Origin of the sequence: Oceanithermus profundus DSM 14977 (assembly GCF_000183745.1) — a bacterium.
Lineage (GTDB): Bacteria > Deinococcota > Deinococci > Deinococcales > Marinithermaceae > Oceanithermus > Oceanithermus profundus.
The window spans coordinates 1,600,423-1,614,153 of record NC_014761.1 but is presented as its reverse complement, the minus strand read 5'-3'; the positions used below and the strand labels follow the sequence as shown (position 1 = coordinate 1,614,153).

The window sequence follows — 13,731 nt, the reverse complement described above, 5'->3', positions numbered from 1 at the left end:
CAAGTCATTACTATTAGCTGTTTCTGAGGCGGGGCGGCGTCGTAGAATGCTCGTGCATGCACTGGCTGATCGACGCGGCGGACGGCGGGGCTTCGGAGCGGATGCTGGAGCGCGCCCGCGAGCTGACGGCCCAGAGGCGCCGCGTGTGGTGGTTGACGCTGCCCTCGAACCGCAACTTCGCACTGCGGCGGCTCGCGGCCCGGGGCGCGACCCTGGGGGCCGAGGCGGTGCACTTCCAGCAGGTGCACCAGCGGGTGCTGGCCCAGGCCGGCCGCACCGGAACCTTTCTCTCGACCGGCCTGCGGGTGGCGCGGGTGGGGGAGGCGCTGCGCGAGCTGGCGGGCGGGCGCATGCCCGCGCCCGGCGAAGCGCGCCTCTTCGCCCGGGCCATCGCGGAGCTCAAGCGCTTCGAGGTCGCGCCCGCGGAGGTGCCGGTCGGCGACGAGGAGTCCCGTAGGCTGCAGCGCGTCTACGCCGCCTACGAGCGGGCCAAGGGCGCGGCGCTGGACCCCGACGACGTGGCCCGGCTCGCCGCCGACCTGGTGGGGGAGGGCGCCTGGCGCCCCGAGACCGACGCGCTCTTCGCCGCCGGTTTCTGGGAGCTCTCGCCGCTCGCGCTCTCGCTGCTGACCGCGATGGAGCGGGCCGGCGTCGAGGTCTGGGCGTCGCTCCCCGAGCCCCCGGGGCCCGCGGAGGACCCGCCGCGGCTGCCTTCGGCCGTCGAGGTTTGGCGCGCCGAGAACCCGGTGCACGAGCTGCGTTGGGTGCTGGCGGGCCTCAAGCGCGACCTTCTGGTCGAGGGGCTCGAGCCCCTCGACCTCGCGCTCGTCGTCCCCCCCGAGCGCCTGGAGGCGACCAAGATGCTGGCCCGGGAGTACGACCTCTACCTGATGGACGAGACCTACCACGCCCCCAGCGAGGAGGAGCCGGGCAAGTTGCTGGTCGACCTGCTGCGCTTCCCCGACCACCCCACGGCCGAGGGGCTCTTCCTCTTCGAGGAGCTGGCCCCGCTGGGGCGGGCGGCGCTGGCCCGGGGGTTGGCCGGCCTGGACGCGATCCGCAAGCTGGCCCGGCAGCTCGACGAGGCCGAGGGCGGCCGCCTGGCGCCGGCGCTGGAGGAGGTGCTCGCCTCCCTCGACCCGCTCGCCGGCGCCCCCGTCGACGAGGCGGCGCGGCGCGCCCACCTGCTCGCCTGGGCGGAGCGGCTCGTGGACGGGCGTCCGCTGCTGGCACAGAGCCGCTGGCGCGAGGTCTTCCTGCTGCGCGCCCGCGAGGCGCTCGAGGCCGGGGGCCCCGAGGGCTTCCGGGCCTGGTGGGCGGGGCTCTTGGAGCGGGTGCGCCTGCGCGCCCGCCGGCCCGGGGGCGTGGCCCTGCTCAGCCCCCGCGAGGTCAGCGGCCGCCGTTACCGCAAGGCCTACGTCCTGGGCGCGAGCGAAGGGGTCTACACCCTGGGCGAGCGTGAGGACTACTTCATCCCCGAGGAGGCGCGCCTCCCCTGGTCCGAGGTCTTCGCGCGGGTCTATGCCGAACGCGGGGTGCTGCCGCGCCGCCTGCGGGGGCGGGACGTGCACCTGTGGCGCAGCCTTCGGGCCCTGGCCGACGAGGTCGTGATCAGCTACCCGGAGGCCGACGGGGGGCGGCCCCTCGAGCCCGAGCGCGACCTGGTGGGCGCGGCCGAGCCCCGGCCCATGGGGCCGGTGCCGCTGGTGAGCCGGGCGCTCTCCCGCGAAGGCGCGGGGTACCGCGCCCCCCGCGAGGGCGTTCCGCTGCCCCCGCCCAGCGGCCTGAGCCAGGTCTACCGTTTCGAGCGCAGCTACGGCGGCTGCGGCTTCCGCTCCTGGCTCGAGGCCCGCGAGGGCCTGCGCCCCGACGAGGACGAGCGTCCCGAATGGTACCGGGCGCTCGAGCGGCTCGCCGAGGCGAAGCGCGAGGGGCGCGCCCCCGACCCGGACGCGCTCGCCCGCTGGGGGATGACGCCCGACCGCTTCGAGCGCCTGACCTTCTTCCCGGGGGTGAGTTTCGGGGAGCTGACCGTGCACGTCCACGCCGGTGAGCGCGAGGGGCGCACCGCGCGCGTCTTCCGCTTCGGCGAGGAGCGGCTTACGGAGGCCGAGGCGCGCGAGCGGCTGCGCGACCGCTGGGCCGAGTTCATCGTCGCCGGAACCTACCTGCGCCGCGGCTACGCGGTGGAGCTGTGGTACTGGCCGCTGGGCGGGCCGCCGGTGCGCGGGTACGGCGCCGACCCGCGGCGCGACCGCGAGGCCTGGGTGCGCAAGTTCCAGGAGATGGCCGACCAGCGCCGCCGTTGGGCGGAGCGGGCGCTGGAACGCTGGCGCGCCGCCCGCGCCGAGGCGGTGCCGGGCTGGCACTGCCGCAGCTGCCCCTTCGCCGACGTCTGCCGCAAGGACGAGGTGGAGACGTGAAGGTTCGCATCGCTTCCGCCGGCACCGGCAAGACCTACGCGCTGACGAGCCGCTTCACCGCCGCGCTCGCCGAACATCCGCCCTACCGCCTGGCGGCGGTCACCTTCACCCGCTCGGCGGCCGCCGAGCTGAAGGCGCGCCTGCGCGAGCGGTTGCTGGCCATCGCCGCGGGCCGCTTCCAGCCCTCTGGGGCGGAGGACGTCCCGCCCGAGGCGGTGGTGCGGCGCGCCGGGGCGTTGGCCACCGAGGTGCTGGGCGCGACCGTGACCACGATCCACGGCTTCTTCGCCGAACTGCTGCGCCAAAACGCCCTGGCCCTGGGGCTCGAGCCCGACTTCCTGCGCATCGACGCCTCGGAGTCGCAGCAGATCTTCGCCGAGGAGGCGCGCGCCTACGTCTACCTGAACGAGGAGGACGACGCGCTCGCCGAGGTCCTCGGCCGACTCTTCGCCAAGCGCTCGCTGGCGGCCGAGCTGCGGCCGCAGGGGGAGGCGGCGGAGGCGTTGTGGGCCCATTTCCGGGCGGTGCTGGAACGCTACGCCCGCCGGCTCGGGGGCGAGGCGCTGGGGCCGGCCGACATCGAGCTGCACGCCTGGCGGCTGCTCGAGCGCGCGGGCCGCGAGGAGGCGCTGGCGGCGCGCATCCGCTCGCGCCTCGCCCGGGTCTTCGTGGACGAGTACCAGGACACCAGCCCGCTGCAGGGCCGGGTCTTCGCGGCGCTGGAGGCGTTGGGGGTGGAGGTCGAGGTCGTGGGCGACCCCAAGCAGTCGATCTACGCCTTCCGCAACGCCGACGTGGAGGTCTTCCGGGAGGCCATGCGCCGCGGGGAGCCGCTGCCGCCGCTGGTGACCAGCTGGCGCCACGACCGGGCGCTGGTGCGGTTCCTCAACCGCTACGTCGACTGGGTGGCGGAGGAACGCCCCGAGGCGTTCGCGCGCGCGGAGGCGCCGCCGGTCGAGGCCCGGCCCGACGCCGGGCCGGGGCGGGTGCGGCTCCAGCTCGTGCAGGGCGAGGCCCGGCAGGACGCGCTGCGGCCCTACGAGGCCGACCAGCTCGCCCGCTGGCTGCAGGAGCGGCACGCGGAGCACGCCTGGCGCGATATGGCCGTGCTCGTGCGCAGCCACAGCTCGGTGCCCCTCCTCGTTCGCGCCCTTGCCGCCCACGGTCTGCCGCACGTCGTCGTCGGCGGGCGCGGGTTCTACGACCTGATCGAGGTGCGCGACCTGGTGCATGCGGCGCGGGTGGCCCTCGACCCGCGCGGACGGTTCAGCCTGGCCGCCTTCCTGCGCGGGCCCTTCGCGGGGCTGGACCTGGGCCGCGTCGAGCGGGTGCTGGCGGCGGAGGACCCGCTCGCCGAGCTCGAGCGCGCCGCGCCCGAGGTGGCCGAGCGCGTCGACCGCCTCGTCCGCTGGGTGCAGACCCTCCGCCCCCTCGACTTCTTCGAGCGGATGGTGCGCACCCCCTTCCTCGAGGGGGCGAGCTACCTCGAGCGGCTCGAGCCCCCCGCCCGCGCCAACGTCGACCAGCTGCTCTTCAAGCTCGCGAGCCGGCGCTACGGACGGCTCGAGTTCTTGCTGCGCGACCTCGAGGACCTGCGCGGCAGCGACGAGGCCGGCGTCCCCGAGGGCGGCTTCGACGCGGTGCGGATCTACACGATGCACGGCAGCAAGGGGCTGGAGTGGCCGGTCGTCGCCGTCTTCGACCTCAACCGCGGCCAACCCGACGGCGCCGAGCCCTTCTACGTGCGTCCCGGCTCGGGCGAGTTCGCCGCTGAGGGCGACCCCGACTACCCGCGCTTCGCCGCCGAGTGGAAGGAGCGCGAGCGGCAGGAGGCCTACCGCCTGCTCTACGTCGCCCTCAGCCGCCCCCGGTCGCGGCTGCTGCTCAGCCTGAGCGTGCAGCTCAAGCCCGACGGCGAGGGGCTCCGCCCCAAGTTCTGGCGGCGCACCCTGGGGCGCACCCTGATCGAGGAGATGAACCTGGCGGCGTGGGACGCGCTCGAGGTGGAGCGGCTCGACGCCGCCCGGCTGCCCGCGCCGAAGGCCGCCGCGGCCGCGCCCCGCCGCGCCGCCGACGTCGACGAGCGCCTGCGCGCCCCGGTGGAGCCGCTGGCGCGGCCGCCGGTCTACTCGCCCAGCGCCCTCAAGGCCGAGCGCCCCGCCCCGCCCGAGCTGGACGACGAGGGCGACGTCGCCGTCGAGCTCGAAGAGCCGGGGGTGGATCCGGGGCTGGTGGCGCGCACCGTGGGCATCCTCGTCCACTACGCCATCGGTCAGGACTGGGGCCCCGAGCGCCTGCAGGACCTTTGGAACCAGGAGGCGGTGCAGCGCCTCACCGAACCCGAACGCACGCGGGTGAAAACCGAGGTGGCCCAGCGGCTGGAAACCTACTGGAGGCTGCTGGGAACGGAACTTCCGGCCCTCGACGAGCGGGACGAGGACTACGCCGAGTTCCCGCTGCTCCTGCCCACCCGCACGGCGCGGCTGGACACGGTCTGGGAGGGCGTGATCGACCGCCTCTACCGCGTGGGCGACGTCTGGGTGCTTGAGGACTACAAGACCGACCGCGAGCTGCACCCCGAGCGCTACCACTTCCAGCTCGCCCTCTACCGGCGGGCCGTGGCCGCGGCCTGGGGCATCGAGCCCGAGGCGCGGCTGGTCTACCTACGCTTCGGCGAGGTCGTCCCCCTCGAGGCCCAGCTCCTGGAGGAGGCCTTCGAGCGTGGGACGCGCGAGGCCGAGGAGGTCTAGCGCCGCGTCGGCGCGCTCGATCGCGAGCGTCCCTTCGACTTCGCGGCCGCTCCGGATCAGCAGCAGCCCCGACCAGCGCTCGAGCACCGCGCCTTCCGCGCGCGGCGCGGCCTGCGCCGCGGCGCGCAGCAGCAGGGCGGCCTCCCGCTCCCGACCCGCGGCGAGCGCGGCCCGCAGCCGCGCCCTAAGCTCCGGCGTCAGGGGCGTCTTCGAGGCGGACCTCCCAGGTGATCTCGGCGTTGAGGTTGGCCGAGGCGCTGCAGAACTTCTCGTGGCTCAGGCGCACGGCCTGGGCGAACTGTTTCTCGGTGACGCCCTCGCCGCCGCCCACGTGGACCACGTGGATGTGGGTGTAGCGCCGGGGGTGCTGCTCGGCGCGCTTGCCCGTGACCTCGACCCGGTAGTGGGCGAGCGGGGTGCGTTTCTTCTTCATGATGTCGACCACGTCGTAGGCGGTGCAGCCCCCGAGCGCCGCCAGCAGCAGCTCCATCGGGCGCAGGCTCACTGCGGGGCTTCCCCCGTCCACGATCACGGTTTCGCCGCTCTCGTTGCTGGCCGAAAAACGCTTCTCGCAAAGTTGCCGTACCACCACGGTTCTCTTCTCGCCCATCTTCCCTCCGGCCCCCACTCTACTAGAGCAGGCCGTGGGTGTAACCGCCGTCCACCATGACCGCCTGCCCGGTCAGGTACGACGCCGGTTCGCTCACCAGGAAGGCCGCCACCGCGGCGATCTCCTCGGGGCGCGCCATGCGCCGGGCGGGGATCTGGGCCAAAAGCCGCTGCTCCAGCGCCTCGGGCGTGGTGTTCTGACGCGCGGCGTTGTCCTCGAAGAGGTGCTTCACCCGCTCGGTCGCGGTGTAGCCGGGGCCCAAGGTGTTTACGGTGACGCCGTCCGCGGCGACCTCGCGCGACAGCGTCTTGGCGAACCCGGTCACGGCCGCGCGCAGGGCGTTGGAGAGCGCCAGGTTCTCGATCGGTTCCTTGACCGAGATGGAGGTGACGAAGAGGATCCGGCCCCAGCCGCGTTCGCGCATGCCGGGCAGCACCCGCCGCGTCAGGCGGATCTGGGGGTAGAAGAGCAGCTCCGCGGCGGCGCGCCAGGCCGCCTCGTCGAGGGCGTGGGCCTCGCCGCTGGGGGGGCCGCCGGTGTTGCCCACCAGCAGGTCGACGGGTCCGAACTCGCGCTCGGCGAAGGCGACCAGCTGCTCCGCGGTCTCGGGGTCGTTCAGGTCGCCGGCGTAGTAGGCGGCGTCGCCCGCGGCCGCGCAGATCTCGGACGCGGCGCGCGCCAGCTTCTCTTCGTTGCGGGCGGAGAGCACCACCCGCGCTCCTTCGGCGGCCAGGGCGTCGGCGATGGCGCGGCCGATGCCCTGGGAGGCGCCGGTGACGATGGCGGTCTTGCCCTTGAGTCCCAGGTCCATGCCCCCATTATCGCAGGCCCGCGCGGTGTAGGCTGCGTTCATGGAGATCCGCGTCCTGGAAGAGCTGGTCGAGTTCGGCCAAGAAAAGATGAAGAAGATCCCCGTCTTCGACTCGCCCCACATGTTCTACGACCTCTACGCCCTGCTGCCGGGGCAGATGCAGAAGGTGCACGCCCACGAGGGCTCCGACAAGGTCTACCTGGTGCTCGCCGGCGAGGTGCGGGTGCAGGTGGGCGAGGCGCAGGCCACCCTGACCACGGGGCAGGCCACCCGGGCCCCGGCGGGAGAGGTGCACGGGGTCTGGAACGCCGGCGAGCAGCCGGCGGTGCTCCTGGTGGTGATGGCGCCGCGGCCTAGCTGAGCCGTTTGTAGTACCAGCTCAGGGTGGGGCCGCCGTCCTTGAGGTAGCGGTAGCCGAGCTTCTTCCAGAAGGCGACGGCGCCGGGGTTGTGGCCGTAGACCGCCGCGTAGAGGCGCCGCGACTCGTGCGCGAGCAGCGACTCCAGGTCCTCGATGGCGGCGCGCCCGAAACCGCGGCCCTGGTGGGGCTCGGCGATCAGGATCAGCGTCACCGTGGCCTCGTCCTCGCCCGGGTAGCGGCGTTTGAAGTCGAGGTAGCCGACGGTCGCACCGGCGTGCTGCACCAGGTAGGCGCGCCGCGCCGGATCCGCCAGGATCGCCTCGACCTCGCGCTCGACGTCGGGGAGGCCCGGTACCTCGATGCCGATCCGTTCGAAGTGGCGCGGGCTCGCCCGGTAGACGGAGTGGATGCGGGGCGCGTCCCCCGCGCCTACGGGCTGCAGCTCGACCGCTCGTGTGGGCATCATCTCAGCGTCATTCTATCCAGTCGCGGGTGAAGGTTGTGTGATGAGCGCGACGAAGGCCAGGGCGTAGTCGCGTTCGTGGCTCAGGGTGACGAGCGCGGTCAGGCCCCGTTCGGCGAGGGCGCGCTCGAGTTCGGGGCTGAAGCGCAGCACCGGCCGCGGCCCCTGGTGCGCCACGGCCACGTCACGCCAGCCGAGCGGCTGGGGCCAGACCTTGGCGAAGGCCTCCTTGGCCGCCCAGCGGACCGCGAGGCGGGGGGCGGGGTCGGCGGCGGCGAGCGCGTAGGCCCGTTCCTCGGGGGTGAAGTGGCGTTCGAGGAAGCGCCGGGGATGGCGCCGGTAGACCCGGCGGATGCGCTCCACCGCGACGAGGTCGCTGCCGATGGCGACGATCACGCCTGCAGTATACTTTCGGGGCGATGGCGGAGCTGCCGGGGGCCTTCCTGAACAAGATGGCCGAGCTGCTGGGGGACGAATACCCCGACTTCCTGCGGGCCCTGACCGAGGAGGAGCGCAGCCACGGCTTGCGCGTCAACACCCTGAAGCTCACCCCGGCCGAGCTGCGGGCGCGGGCGCCCTGGCCGCTCGAGCCCATTCCCTGGAGCCCCGCGGGCTTCTACTACCCCCCGGAGGCCCGCCCCGGACCCCACCCCTACCACTACGCCGGCCTCTACTACATCCAGGAACCCAGCGCCCAGGCGGTCGGCGAGGTGCTGGACCCCCGGCCCGGCGAGCGGGTCCTCGACTTGGCCGCGGCGCCCGGGGGCAAGACCACCCACCTCGCCGCCAAGATGGCCGGGCGCGGCCTGCTCGTGGCCAACGAGGTGGACTCGGGCCGCATCCGCGGCCTGCTCGACAACCTCGAGCGCTGGGGGAGCACCCAGGCGGTGGTGCAGGCGCCGGTGGCGCGTTTGGCCGAGCGCTGGGGGGCGTTCTTCGACCGGGTGCTGCTCGACGCCCCCTGCAGCGGCGAAGGGATGTTTCGCAAGGAGCCGGCGGCCGCGGCGCGCTGGGGCCCGGCGGCCCCCGCGCGCGCCGCGGCGGTGCAGGCGCGCCTGCTCGAGGCGGCCGCGGCGCTGGTGCGGCCGGGCGGGGTGCTCGTCTACGCCACCTGCACCTTCGCACCGGAGGAGAACGAGGGCGTCGTGGGCGCCTTCCTGAGAACCCACCCCGAGTTCGACGTCGAGGACGCCCGCCTCCACCCCAGCTTCGCCCCGGGCGTTCCCGCCTGGGGCGGGGGCGAGCCGCGGCTCGAGCGGGCCGCCCGGCTCTGGCCCCACCGCCTGCGCGGGGAAGGGCACTTCCTGGCGCGGCTCGTGCGGCGCGAGGGCGCGGCGGGTTCGCCTCCGCGCTTTCGCCCGCCGCGGCCCGACCACCGGGCACTGGCCGAGTGGCGCAGCTGGGCGCGCGACCACCTGAAAGACCCGCCCGAGGGGGCGCTATGGGAGCGCAGCGGGCACCTCTACCTTCTGCCCGATGGCCTGCCCGACCTGGGCCGGATCGCCACGCCGGCGCCGGGCCTCTACCTGGGCCAGGCCAGGAAGGGCCGCTTCGTTCCCGCGGCGCACCTGGCCCACGCGCTCCCGCCCGGGGCGGCCGGACCGGAGCTCGCCCTCGGCGCCGACGACCCCCGGGCCCTCGCCTTCGCGCTGGGCGAGCCGGTGCCGCACCCGGGCCCTGGCGGCTGGTACTGGGTGACGGTGGAAGGCTTCGGACTGGGCTGGGGGAAGGCCAAGGGCCGGGTGCTGCGGCCGGCGCACGCCCGGCTCTAGCGTTCCAGGATCTCGTAGACGAGGTCGAGGTCGTGCACGACCTCGGGGCCCGGTTCGCCCAGCCGCACCAGGTAGGCGTGCCAACCGCTGCGGCGCGCGACGCGAACGTTGTCGGGGTAGTCGTCGAAGTAGGCGATCGCGTCCGGAGGAACCCCAAGCTCCTCGCTCACGCGTCGGTAGATCCGCCCGTCGGGTTTCAGCAGGCCCAGGGTGTTGCTCGCGAAGAAGCGGTCGACGAACTCGGCGAGGCCGTGGTAGGCCAGGCTCTCGCGCAGGCTGGGAGTGGTGTTCGAGAGCACGGCGACGGTGTACCCCTGCACCTGGAGCCATTCGAGCAGCGGCCGCGCCCCGACCGTGGGCTCGATGAAGCGGTAGTAGGGCCAGGTGGCCACCAGCTCGGCGGGCGAGCAGCGGCTCCCGAGCCGCCGCAGCAGTTCCCGCGCCATCTCCTGCCAGAAGCGCGGCTCTTCCCCGGGCGGCACCTTCAGCCTGCGGATCTCGGCGGCGTAACGTTCCCAGAGCGGCGCCAGGGTCGCGAGCAGGCCGTCGGCGTCGAGCCCGCCGGGGGTGCAGCGCGCCAGCCACTCGGCGAACCGCCGCACCACGCCGCGGGCCGGCTGCATCAGCACCCCGTCGCGATCGAAGACCACCGCCCGGATCATGGAGCCATTTTATCGGGATCGTGGTCCCGGAGCGCGGGGCGCACGCCCCGTTCGGTGGCCAGGAAGTCCACGGGGACGTCCCAGGGGTCGCGGGGCAGGGCCTCGAGCACCAGGGCTTCGGGCACCAGGCCGATGCGCAACACCCGCGGCGGCAGCGTGGCCAGGAAGCGGTCGTAGTAGCCGGCCCCGTAACCGAGCCGTCCGCCGGCGCGGTCGAAGGCGAGGCCGGGGACGACGACGGCGTCGAGCGTCGCCGGATCGACCTCGGGCGCACCCGCGGCGGGCTGCGCGAAACCGTAGCGGTGACGTTCGCGCGGGGCGTCGAAGGGGTGCACGCTCAGGCCCTCGGCGGTCGTGCGCGGCAGGAAGTAGCGGGCCTCGGGGTGGAGCCGCAGCAGGCCCAGGGGCGAGAGCTCCCCTCGAAACGGCAGGTAGAGCATCACCCGGCCGGCCCCCCGCCGGCGCAGGAAGCCCGCCAGCGCCGCGACCGCGGCCTCGCCGATCCGCTCCGTGTCCAGGCGGGCGCGCCGCTGCAGCAGTTGCTTGCGCAGCTCCGGCTTCATGCGGATTAGTCTAACGCCCGCCGCGGTCTTGACACTTGAGCGCCATGAGTGTCAAAATGCCCAGCGGAGGAACGATGCCGACTTACGTGTACAAAGGACTGGAAAGCGGCGAGTACTTCGAAGTGGAGCAGAGCATCCACGACGACCCGCTGACCCATCACCCGGAGACGGGCGAGCCGGTAAAGCGTGTGATCCAGCCGGTGGGCGTGATCTTCAAGGGTTCCGGCTGGTACGTGAAGGATTCCCGCAGCTCCGGCTCGCAGGCCGGGAAGAAGAAGTCCGAAGGCGGTTCCGAGAAGGCTGCGAAAAGCGCCGCCGCGGACTGAGCGGACGGCGGAGGGTCAACGGGGGCGGCACGGCCGCCCCCGCGCTTCATTTCCAGGGCCCGAAGCTGATCGAGTCCCCCTCCTTGACGCCGCGGGCGGCGAACCAGCCCTGGTTCACCTCCAGCGCCCCCACATAGGCGAGGCCGGGCGCGTAGACCGGACAGCGGTCCGATTCCTCGGGCGGAAGGGTGCAGGGGTCCATGTCGAGGATGCGCACGATGCGTCCGTTCTGGTCGAAGAAGGCGATGGAGAGCGGAATCTTGGTGTTCTTCATCCAAAAACCCACGTCGGTCGCCCTGGGGAAGAGGAAGACCATGCCGTGGTCTTCGGCCAGCTCGGTGCGGTACATCAGCCCCCGCATCTGCTGTTCGGGGGTCTCGGCCACCTCCACGACGAGTTCGTAGGTCTGCGTCGGGGTGGTCACGTAGAGCACCCGCTGGCGCAGTTGCAGCGGCGGCGGGGCGGATTCGAGCCGCAGCTGGGTGGCGGCGAAGTAGCCGTAGGTTCCCAGCGCCACGACCGCGCCGATCAAAAGCCACTTAAACTTGGCCATCGTGAGATCACCTCCCGGGCGATGCGGGCTTCCAGTTCGTCTTCGGGCAGCTCCGCGTCGAGGACCACGAAGCGTTCGGGTTCGCTTTGGGCCAGGCTCCGGTACCCCTCGCGCACCCGCCGGTGAAAGGTGAGCGACTCGCCTTCGAGCCGGTCGCGCCCGGCCAGCCGCGCCAGCCCCCGTTCGGGCGGCAGGTCCAGCAGGAAGGTGAGGCTGGGGCGGACGCCGCGCAGGATGCCGTCGCTCACCGACCGCAGCCAGGCGAGGTCGAGGCCGCGGCCGTAGCCCTGGTAGGCGTAGGACGAGTCCACGAAGCGGTCGCAGATCACGAACGATCCCGCGGCCAGGGCGGGCTCGAGCACCGTGCGCACGTGCTCCGCGCGGTCGGCGGAGTAGAGCAGGAACTCGGCCTCCGGGCTCATGGCCGCGCCCTGGTGCAGCAACCAGCGACGCACCTCCCGCCCCAGCTCCGTCCCCCCGGGTTCGTGGGTCAGCACCGTGGACACCCCCCGCGCCCGCAAGCGGGCGGCCAGCCGCGCGGCCTGGGTGCTCTTGCCCGAACCCTCGGGGCCTTCGAAGCTGATGAAGCGCAGCGGTTCCGCCATGGTCACAACCCCGTGGGGCGGTCGAAGAAGGTCCACGGCAGGCCGAACTCGGCCTCGATCCGGGCGGCCAGCGCCTTCACCCCGAAGGTCTCGGTGTCGTAGTGGCCGGCGTAGACCACGTTGATGCGGCGTTCGAAGGCTTCGTGGAAGACCTCGTGCTTGGGTTCGCCGGTGATGAAGACGTCGAGCCCTTCCTCGTCGGCTTCGACCAGCGTCCAGGCGGCGGCGCCCGAAACGATGCCCCCGCGGGAGATCAGGTCGCCGCCGCCCTGGTGCACCAGGCTCTGCATGCCGGTGAGCTGGCCCAGGCGGTCGGCCACGTCGTGCAGCGTGGTGCCGGCGGGGAAGCGGCCCTTGAACCCGATCTTGACGCCCTTGTAGCTGCCGAAGGGCTCCAGGTCCACCATGCCCAGCTCGCGGGCGAGGACGGCGTTGTTGCCCACCTCGGGGTGGGCGTCGAGGGGCAGGTGCGCGGCGTAGAGGCCGATGCCGGCGTCGAGCAGCGTCTGGATGCGTTTCTTCACGTGCCCCCGGATCGCCAGCGGCTGGCCCCAGAAGAGGCCGTGGTGCACGATCAACAGGTCCACCCCCGCGGCCACCGCGTCGTCGAAGGTGGCCTGGGCGGCGTCCACGGCCACGCCGATGCGTTCGATGGTTTCCTTGCCCTCCACCTGCAGGCCGTTGAGGGCGAGGTCGGGGTAGTCGTGGATCTTCAGGAAGTCGTCGAGCCAGGTTACGAGGCGGTCTCTTTGCATGGTTGCTCCTTCGAACGGCGTCCGCGGATCAGGAAGATGGCGACCGCGAGCACGAGGGTGATCGCCCCCAGCAGCCCCAGCTCCACCATCGTCTCCTGGAAGGCGAGCGGCGCGGGGGCGGGGGAGGAGGTGCTGAGCGTCGCGGTGATCACCAGGATGCGCCGCACCGAGGCGATGATGCCCACGATCAGCACCGGTTCGATCTGCAGGACCCCGGTCTCGAGGAAGGTGAGGGTGGTGTAGACGACCTGGGCGAGCATCAGCGTGAGCAGCGAGCCGTTGAGCAGCGCCAGCGTGCCGTCGGTGTAGCTGGCCTGGGCGTAGAGCCCGAAGACGTAGACCAGCGTGTAGCCGAGGTAGACCAGCGCCCCGATCATCAGCGAAACCGCGACGAGCCAGTAGATGACCCGCTCCCCGTGCTCGAGGGGAGGGATCAGGTTGGGGCGCAGGCGCGGCACGACCCCAGTCTACCGCCGCCGAATTAGGAAGATGGCGAAGGCGAAGCAGACGATGGCCAGCGACAGCAGCCCCAGCTCGGCCAGAACCGCGAGGAAGTGGGCGCTGTCGAGGCTCATTTCCACGGTGCTCTCGGCGGTGATCACCAGCATCCGCCGCACCGCGGCGATCACGCCCACGACCAGGAAGGGCTCGGCCTCGAGGTGGCCTTCGCGTGAGAAACGGGCGACGGTGTAGATGATCTCGGCGATCATCAACGCCAGCAGCACCCGGTCCAAGAGCCGCACGATGGCCCCGGCCAGGTTTTGACTGGAGAACAGCCCGATCGCCTCCCAGACCGCGAAGCCCAGGAGCGCCGCGGCGGCGAGCGAGAGGATGTAGCCCGCGGCCAGGTAGATCGACGCCTCGATGCGTTCGAGCAGGCTGGTCGGGAAACGCTCCATGCCTTAGTTTAGCCCGGGAGGTTCGCACCGGGAACGTGATCCCCGGTACCGGGCCGGTCTGGCGGCCCCGGCGGAGGCTGGTGCGCAGCACGCGGTGCGCAAGCGCCGTAGGGGGCGGACCCGGGTTCCTGCCCGGCTTGTGGCGGGCCAACCAACGGCGTCCGAAGTTCGGCTTTGC

General features: G+C 72.9%; 17 protein-coding genes. 5 read left to right on the top strand and 12 right to left on the bottom strand.

The genetic code is table 11. From position 1 onward, the window contains the following. The first annotated feature begins 56 nt into the window (after positions 1-56). Positions 57-2,423, top strand: coding sequence for a PD-(D/E)XK nuclease family protein (locus OCEPR_RS07955; protein ID WP_013458199.1), 2,367 nt, complete (start codon positions 57-59; stop codon positions 2,421-2,423). Continuing rightward, complete coding sequence (locus OCEPR_RS07950; protein WP_013458198.1) at positions 2,420-5,173, top strand: UvrD-helicase domain-containing protein; 2,754 nt, start codon at positions 2,420-2,422, stop codon at positions 5,171-5,173. Before OCEPR_RS07955 ends, OCEPR_RS07950 begins: the two co-directional genes overlap by 4 nt. Here OCEPR_RS07950 and OCEPR_RS13130 read toward each other — a convergent pair. The 3 genes from OCEPR_RS13130 to OCEPR_RS07940 form a co-directional block, all read right to left on the bottom strand. Next, complete coding sequence (locus OCEPR_RS13130) at positions 5,087-5,260, bottom strand: hypothetical protein (protein WP_222829114.1); 174 nt, start codon at positions 5,258-5,260, stop codon at positions 5,087-5,089. The two genes, OCEPR_RS07950 and OCEPR_RS13130, sit on opposite strands and share 87 nt — an antisense overlap. Positions 5,261-5,357: 97 nt before the next feature. Beyond that, complete coding sequence (locus OCEPR_RS07945; RefSeq protein ID WP_013458197.1) at positions 5,358-5,783, bottom strand: OsmC family protein; 426 nt, start codon at positions 5,781-5,783, stop codon at positions 5,358-5,360. Between the two features lie 22 nt (positions 5,784-5,805). Further along, positions 5,806-6,594, bottom strand: coding sequence for an SDR family oxidoreductase (locus OCEPR_RS07940; protein WP_013458196.1), 789 nt, complete (start codon positions 6,592-6,594; stop codon positions 5,806-5,808). Between the two features lie 40 nt (positions 6,595-6,634). Here OCEPR_RS07940 and OCEPR_RS07935 point away from each other — a divergent pair, with 40 nt between their 5' ends. Next, complete coding sequence (locus OCEPR_RS07935; protein ID WP_013458195.1) at positions 6,635-6,955, top strand: cupin domain-containing protein; 321 nt, start codon at positions 6,635-6,637, stop codon at positions 6,953-6,955. Here the strand turns inward: OCEPR_RS07935 and OCEPR_RS07930 are convergent. Both OCEPR_RS07930 and OCEPR_RS07925 read right to left on the bottom strand, forming a co-directional pair. Then, entirely contained in the window at positions 6,948-7,421 is a 474-nt protein-coding gene (locus OCEPR_RS07930; protein WP_013458194.1) for a GNAT family N-acetyltransferase, read from the bottom strand. The two genes, OCEPR_RS07935 and OCEPR_RS07930, sit on opposite strands and share 8 nt — an antisense overlap. A 12-nt stretch (positions 7,422-7,433) precedes the next feature. Further along, positions 7,434-7,814, bottom strand: a complete 381-nt coding sequence (locus OCEPR_RS07925; protein WP_013458193.1) for a 4'-phosphopantetheinyl transferase superfamily protein — start codon at positions 7,812-7,814, stop codon at positions 7,434-7,436. A gap of 23 nt (positions 7,815-7,837) precedes the next feature. On the opposite strand from OCEPR_RS07925, the gene rsmF reads away from it, so the two are divergent. Continuing rightward, complete coding sequence (rsmF, locus tag OCEPR_RS07920) at positions 7,838-9,190, top strand: 16S rRNA (cytosine(1407)-C(5))-methyltransferase RsmF (protein WP_013458192.1); 1,353 nt, start codon at positions 7,838-7,840, stop codon at positions 9,188-9,190. Here rsmF and OCEPR_RS07915 read toward each other — a convergent pair. Continuing rightward, positions 9,187-9,852 carry an HAD-IA family hydrolase gene (locus OCEPR_RS07915; RefSeq protein ID WP_013458191.1) on the bottom strand — a complete coding sequence of 222 codons (666 nt, stop codon included), beginning with the start codon at positions 9,850-9,852 and terminating at the stop codon, positions 9,187-9,189. The genes rsmF and OCEPR_RS07915 overlap by 4 nt on opposite strands. Then, positions 9,849-10,415 (bottom strand): 5-formyltetrahydrofolate cyclo-ligase, encoded by a 567-nt coding sequence (locus OCEPR_RS07910; protein WP_013458190.1) that lies wholly within the window; start codon positions 10,413-10,415, stop codon positions 9,849-9,851. The genes OCEPR_RS07915 and OCEPR_RS07910 overlap by 4 nt, the downstream gene beginning before the upstream one ends. A gap of 74 nt (positions 10,416-10,489) precedes the next feature. Between OCEPR_RS07910 and OCEPR_RS07905 the strand changes: the two genes are divergently transcribed. After that, positions 10,490-10,741 carry an FmdB family zinc ribbon protein gene (locus OCEPR_RS07905; RefSeq protein WP_013458189.1) on the top strand — a complete coding sequence of 84 codons (252 nt, stop codon included), beginning with the start codon at positions 10,490-10,492 and terminating at the stop codon, positions 10,739-10,741. Positions 10,742-10,787: 46 nt separating this feature from the next. Here the strand turns inward: OCEPR_RS07905 and OCEPR_RS07900 are convergent, their stop codons facing one another. From OCEPR_RS07900 to OCEPR_RS07880, 5 genes are read right to left on the bottom strand one after another with little or no spacing between them, the layout of a single operon-like run. After that, complete coding sequence (locus tag OCEPR_RS07900) at positions 10,788-11,294, bottom strand: DUF192 domain-containing protein (protein ID WP_013458188.1); 507 nt, start codon at positions 11,292-11,294, stop codon at positions 10,788-10,790. Continuing rightward, the gene (gene tmk / locus OCEPR_RS07895) at positions 11,270-11,899 is read right to left on the bottom strand and encodes a dTMP kinase (RefSeq protein ID WP_013458187.1); all 630 of its coding nucleotides are present in this window, start codon (positions 11,897-11,899) and stop codon (positions 11,270-11,272) included. The genes OCEPR_RS07900 and tmk overlap by 25 nt, the downstream gene beginning before the upstream one ends. Before the next feature lie 2 nt (positions 11,900-11,901). Beyond that, positions 11,902-12,654, bottom strand: coding sequence for a Nif3-like dinuclear metal center hexameric protein (locus tag OCEPR_RS07890; RefSeq protein ID WP_013458186.1), 753 nt, complete (start codon positions 12,652-12,654; stop codon positions 11,902-11,904). Then, positions 12,633-13,112 carry a phosphate-starvation-inducible PsiE family protein gene (locus tag OCEPR_RS07885; RefSeq protein WP_013458185.1) on the bottom strand — a complete coding sequence of 160 codons (480 nt, stop codon included), beginning with the start codon at positions 13,110-13,112 and terminating at the stop codon, positions 12,633-12,635. The genes OCEPR_RS07890 and OCEPR_RS07885 overlap by 22 nt, the downstream gene beginning before the upstream one ends. A gap of 9 nt (positions 13,113-13,121) precedes the next feature. Then, positions 13,122-13,553: a phosphate-starvation-inducible PsiE family protein gene (locus OCEPR_RS07880; RefSeq protein WP_013458184.1), complete on the bottom strand. Its 432-nt coding sequence runs from the start codon at positions 13,551-13,553 to the stop codon at positions 13,122-13,124. Between the last annotated feature and the right edge of the window lie 178 nt (positions 13,554-13,731).

Bases quoted from the DNA above. Each gene is read 5' to 3' on its own strand.
- OCEPR_RS07910 (WP_013458190.1), bottom strand. From the start codon at position 10,415: ATGAAGCCGGAGCTGCGCAAGCAACTGCTGCAGCGGCGCGCCCGCCTG.
- tmk (WP_013458187.1), bottom strand. From the start codon at position 11,899: ATGGCGGAACCGCTGCGCTTCATCAGCTTCGAAGGCCCCGAGGGTTCG.
- OCEPR_RS07935 (WP_013458195.1), top strand. From the start codon at position 6,635: ATGGAGATCCGCGTCCTGGAAGAGCTGGTCGAGTTCGGCCAAGAAAAG.
- OCEPR_RS07930 (WP_013458194.1), bottom strand. From the start codon at position 7,421: ATGATGCCCACACGAGCGGTCGAGCTGCAGCCCGTAGGCGCGGGGGAC.
- OCEPR_RS07890 (WP_013458186.1), bottom strand. From the start codon at position 12,654: ATGCAAAGAGACCGCCTCGTAACCTGGCTCGACGACTTCCTGAAGATC.
- OCEPR_RS07915 (WP_013458191.1), bottom strand. From the start codon at position 9,852: ATGATCCGGGCGGTGGTCTTCGATCGCGACGGGGTGCTGATGCAGCCG.
- OCEPR_RS07900 (WP_013458188.1), bottom strand. From the start codon at position 11,294: ATGGCCAAGTTTAAGTGGCTTTTGATCGGCGCGGTCGTGGCGCTGGGA.
- rsmF (WP_013458192.1), top strand. From the start codon at position 7,838: ATGGCGGAGCTGCCGGGGGCCTTCCTGAACAAGATGGCCGAGCTGCTG.
- OCEPR_RS07945 (WP_013458197.1), bottom strand. From the start codon at position 5,783: ATGGGCGAGAAGAGAACCGTGGTGGTACGGCAACTTTGCGAGAAGCGT.
- OCEPR_RS07955 (WP_013458199.1), top strand. From the start codon at position 57: ATGCACTGGCTGATCGACGCGGCGGACGGCGGGGCTTCGGAGCGGATG.
- OCEPR_RS07905 (WP_013458189.1), top strand. From the start codon at position 10,490: ATGCCGACTTACGTGTACAAAGGACTGGAAAGCGGCGAGTACTTCGAA.
- OCEPR_RS07880 (WP_013458184.1), bottom strand. From the start codon at position 13,553: ATGGAGCGTTTCCCGACCAGCCTGCTCGAACGCATCGAGGCGTCGATC.
- OCEPR_RS07940 (WP_013458196.1), bottom strand. From the start codon at position 6,594: ATGGACCTGGGACTCAAGGGCAAGACCGCCATCGTCACCGGCGCCTCC.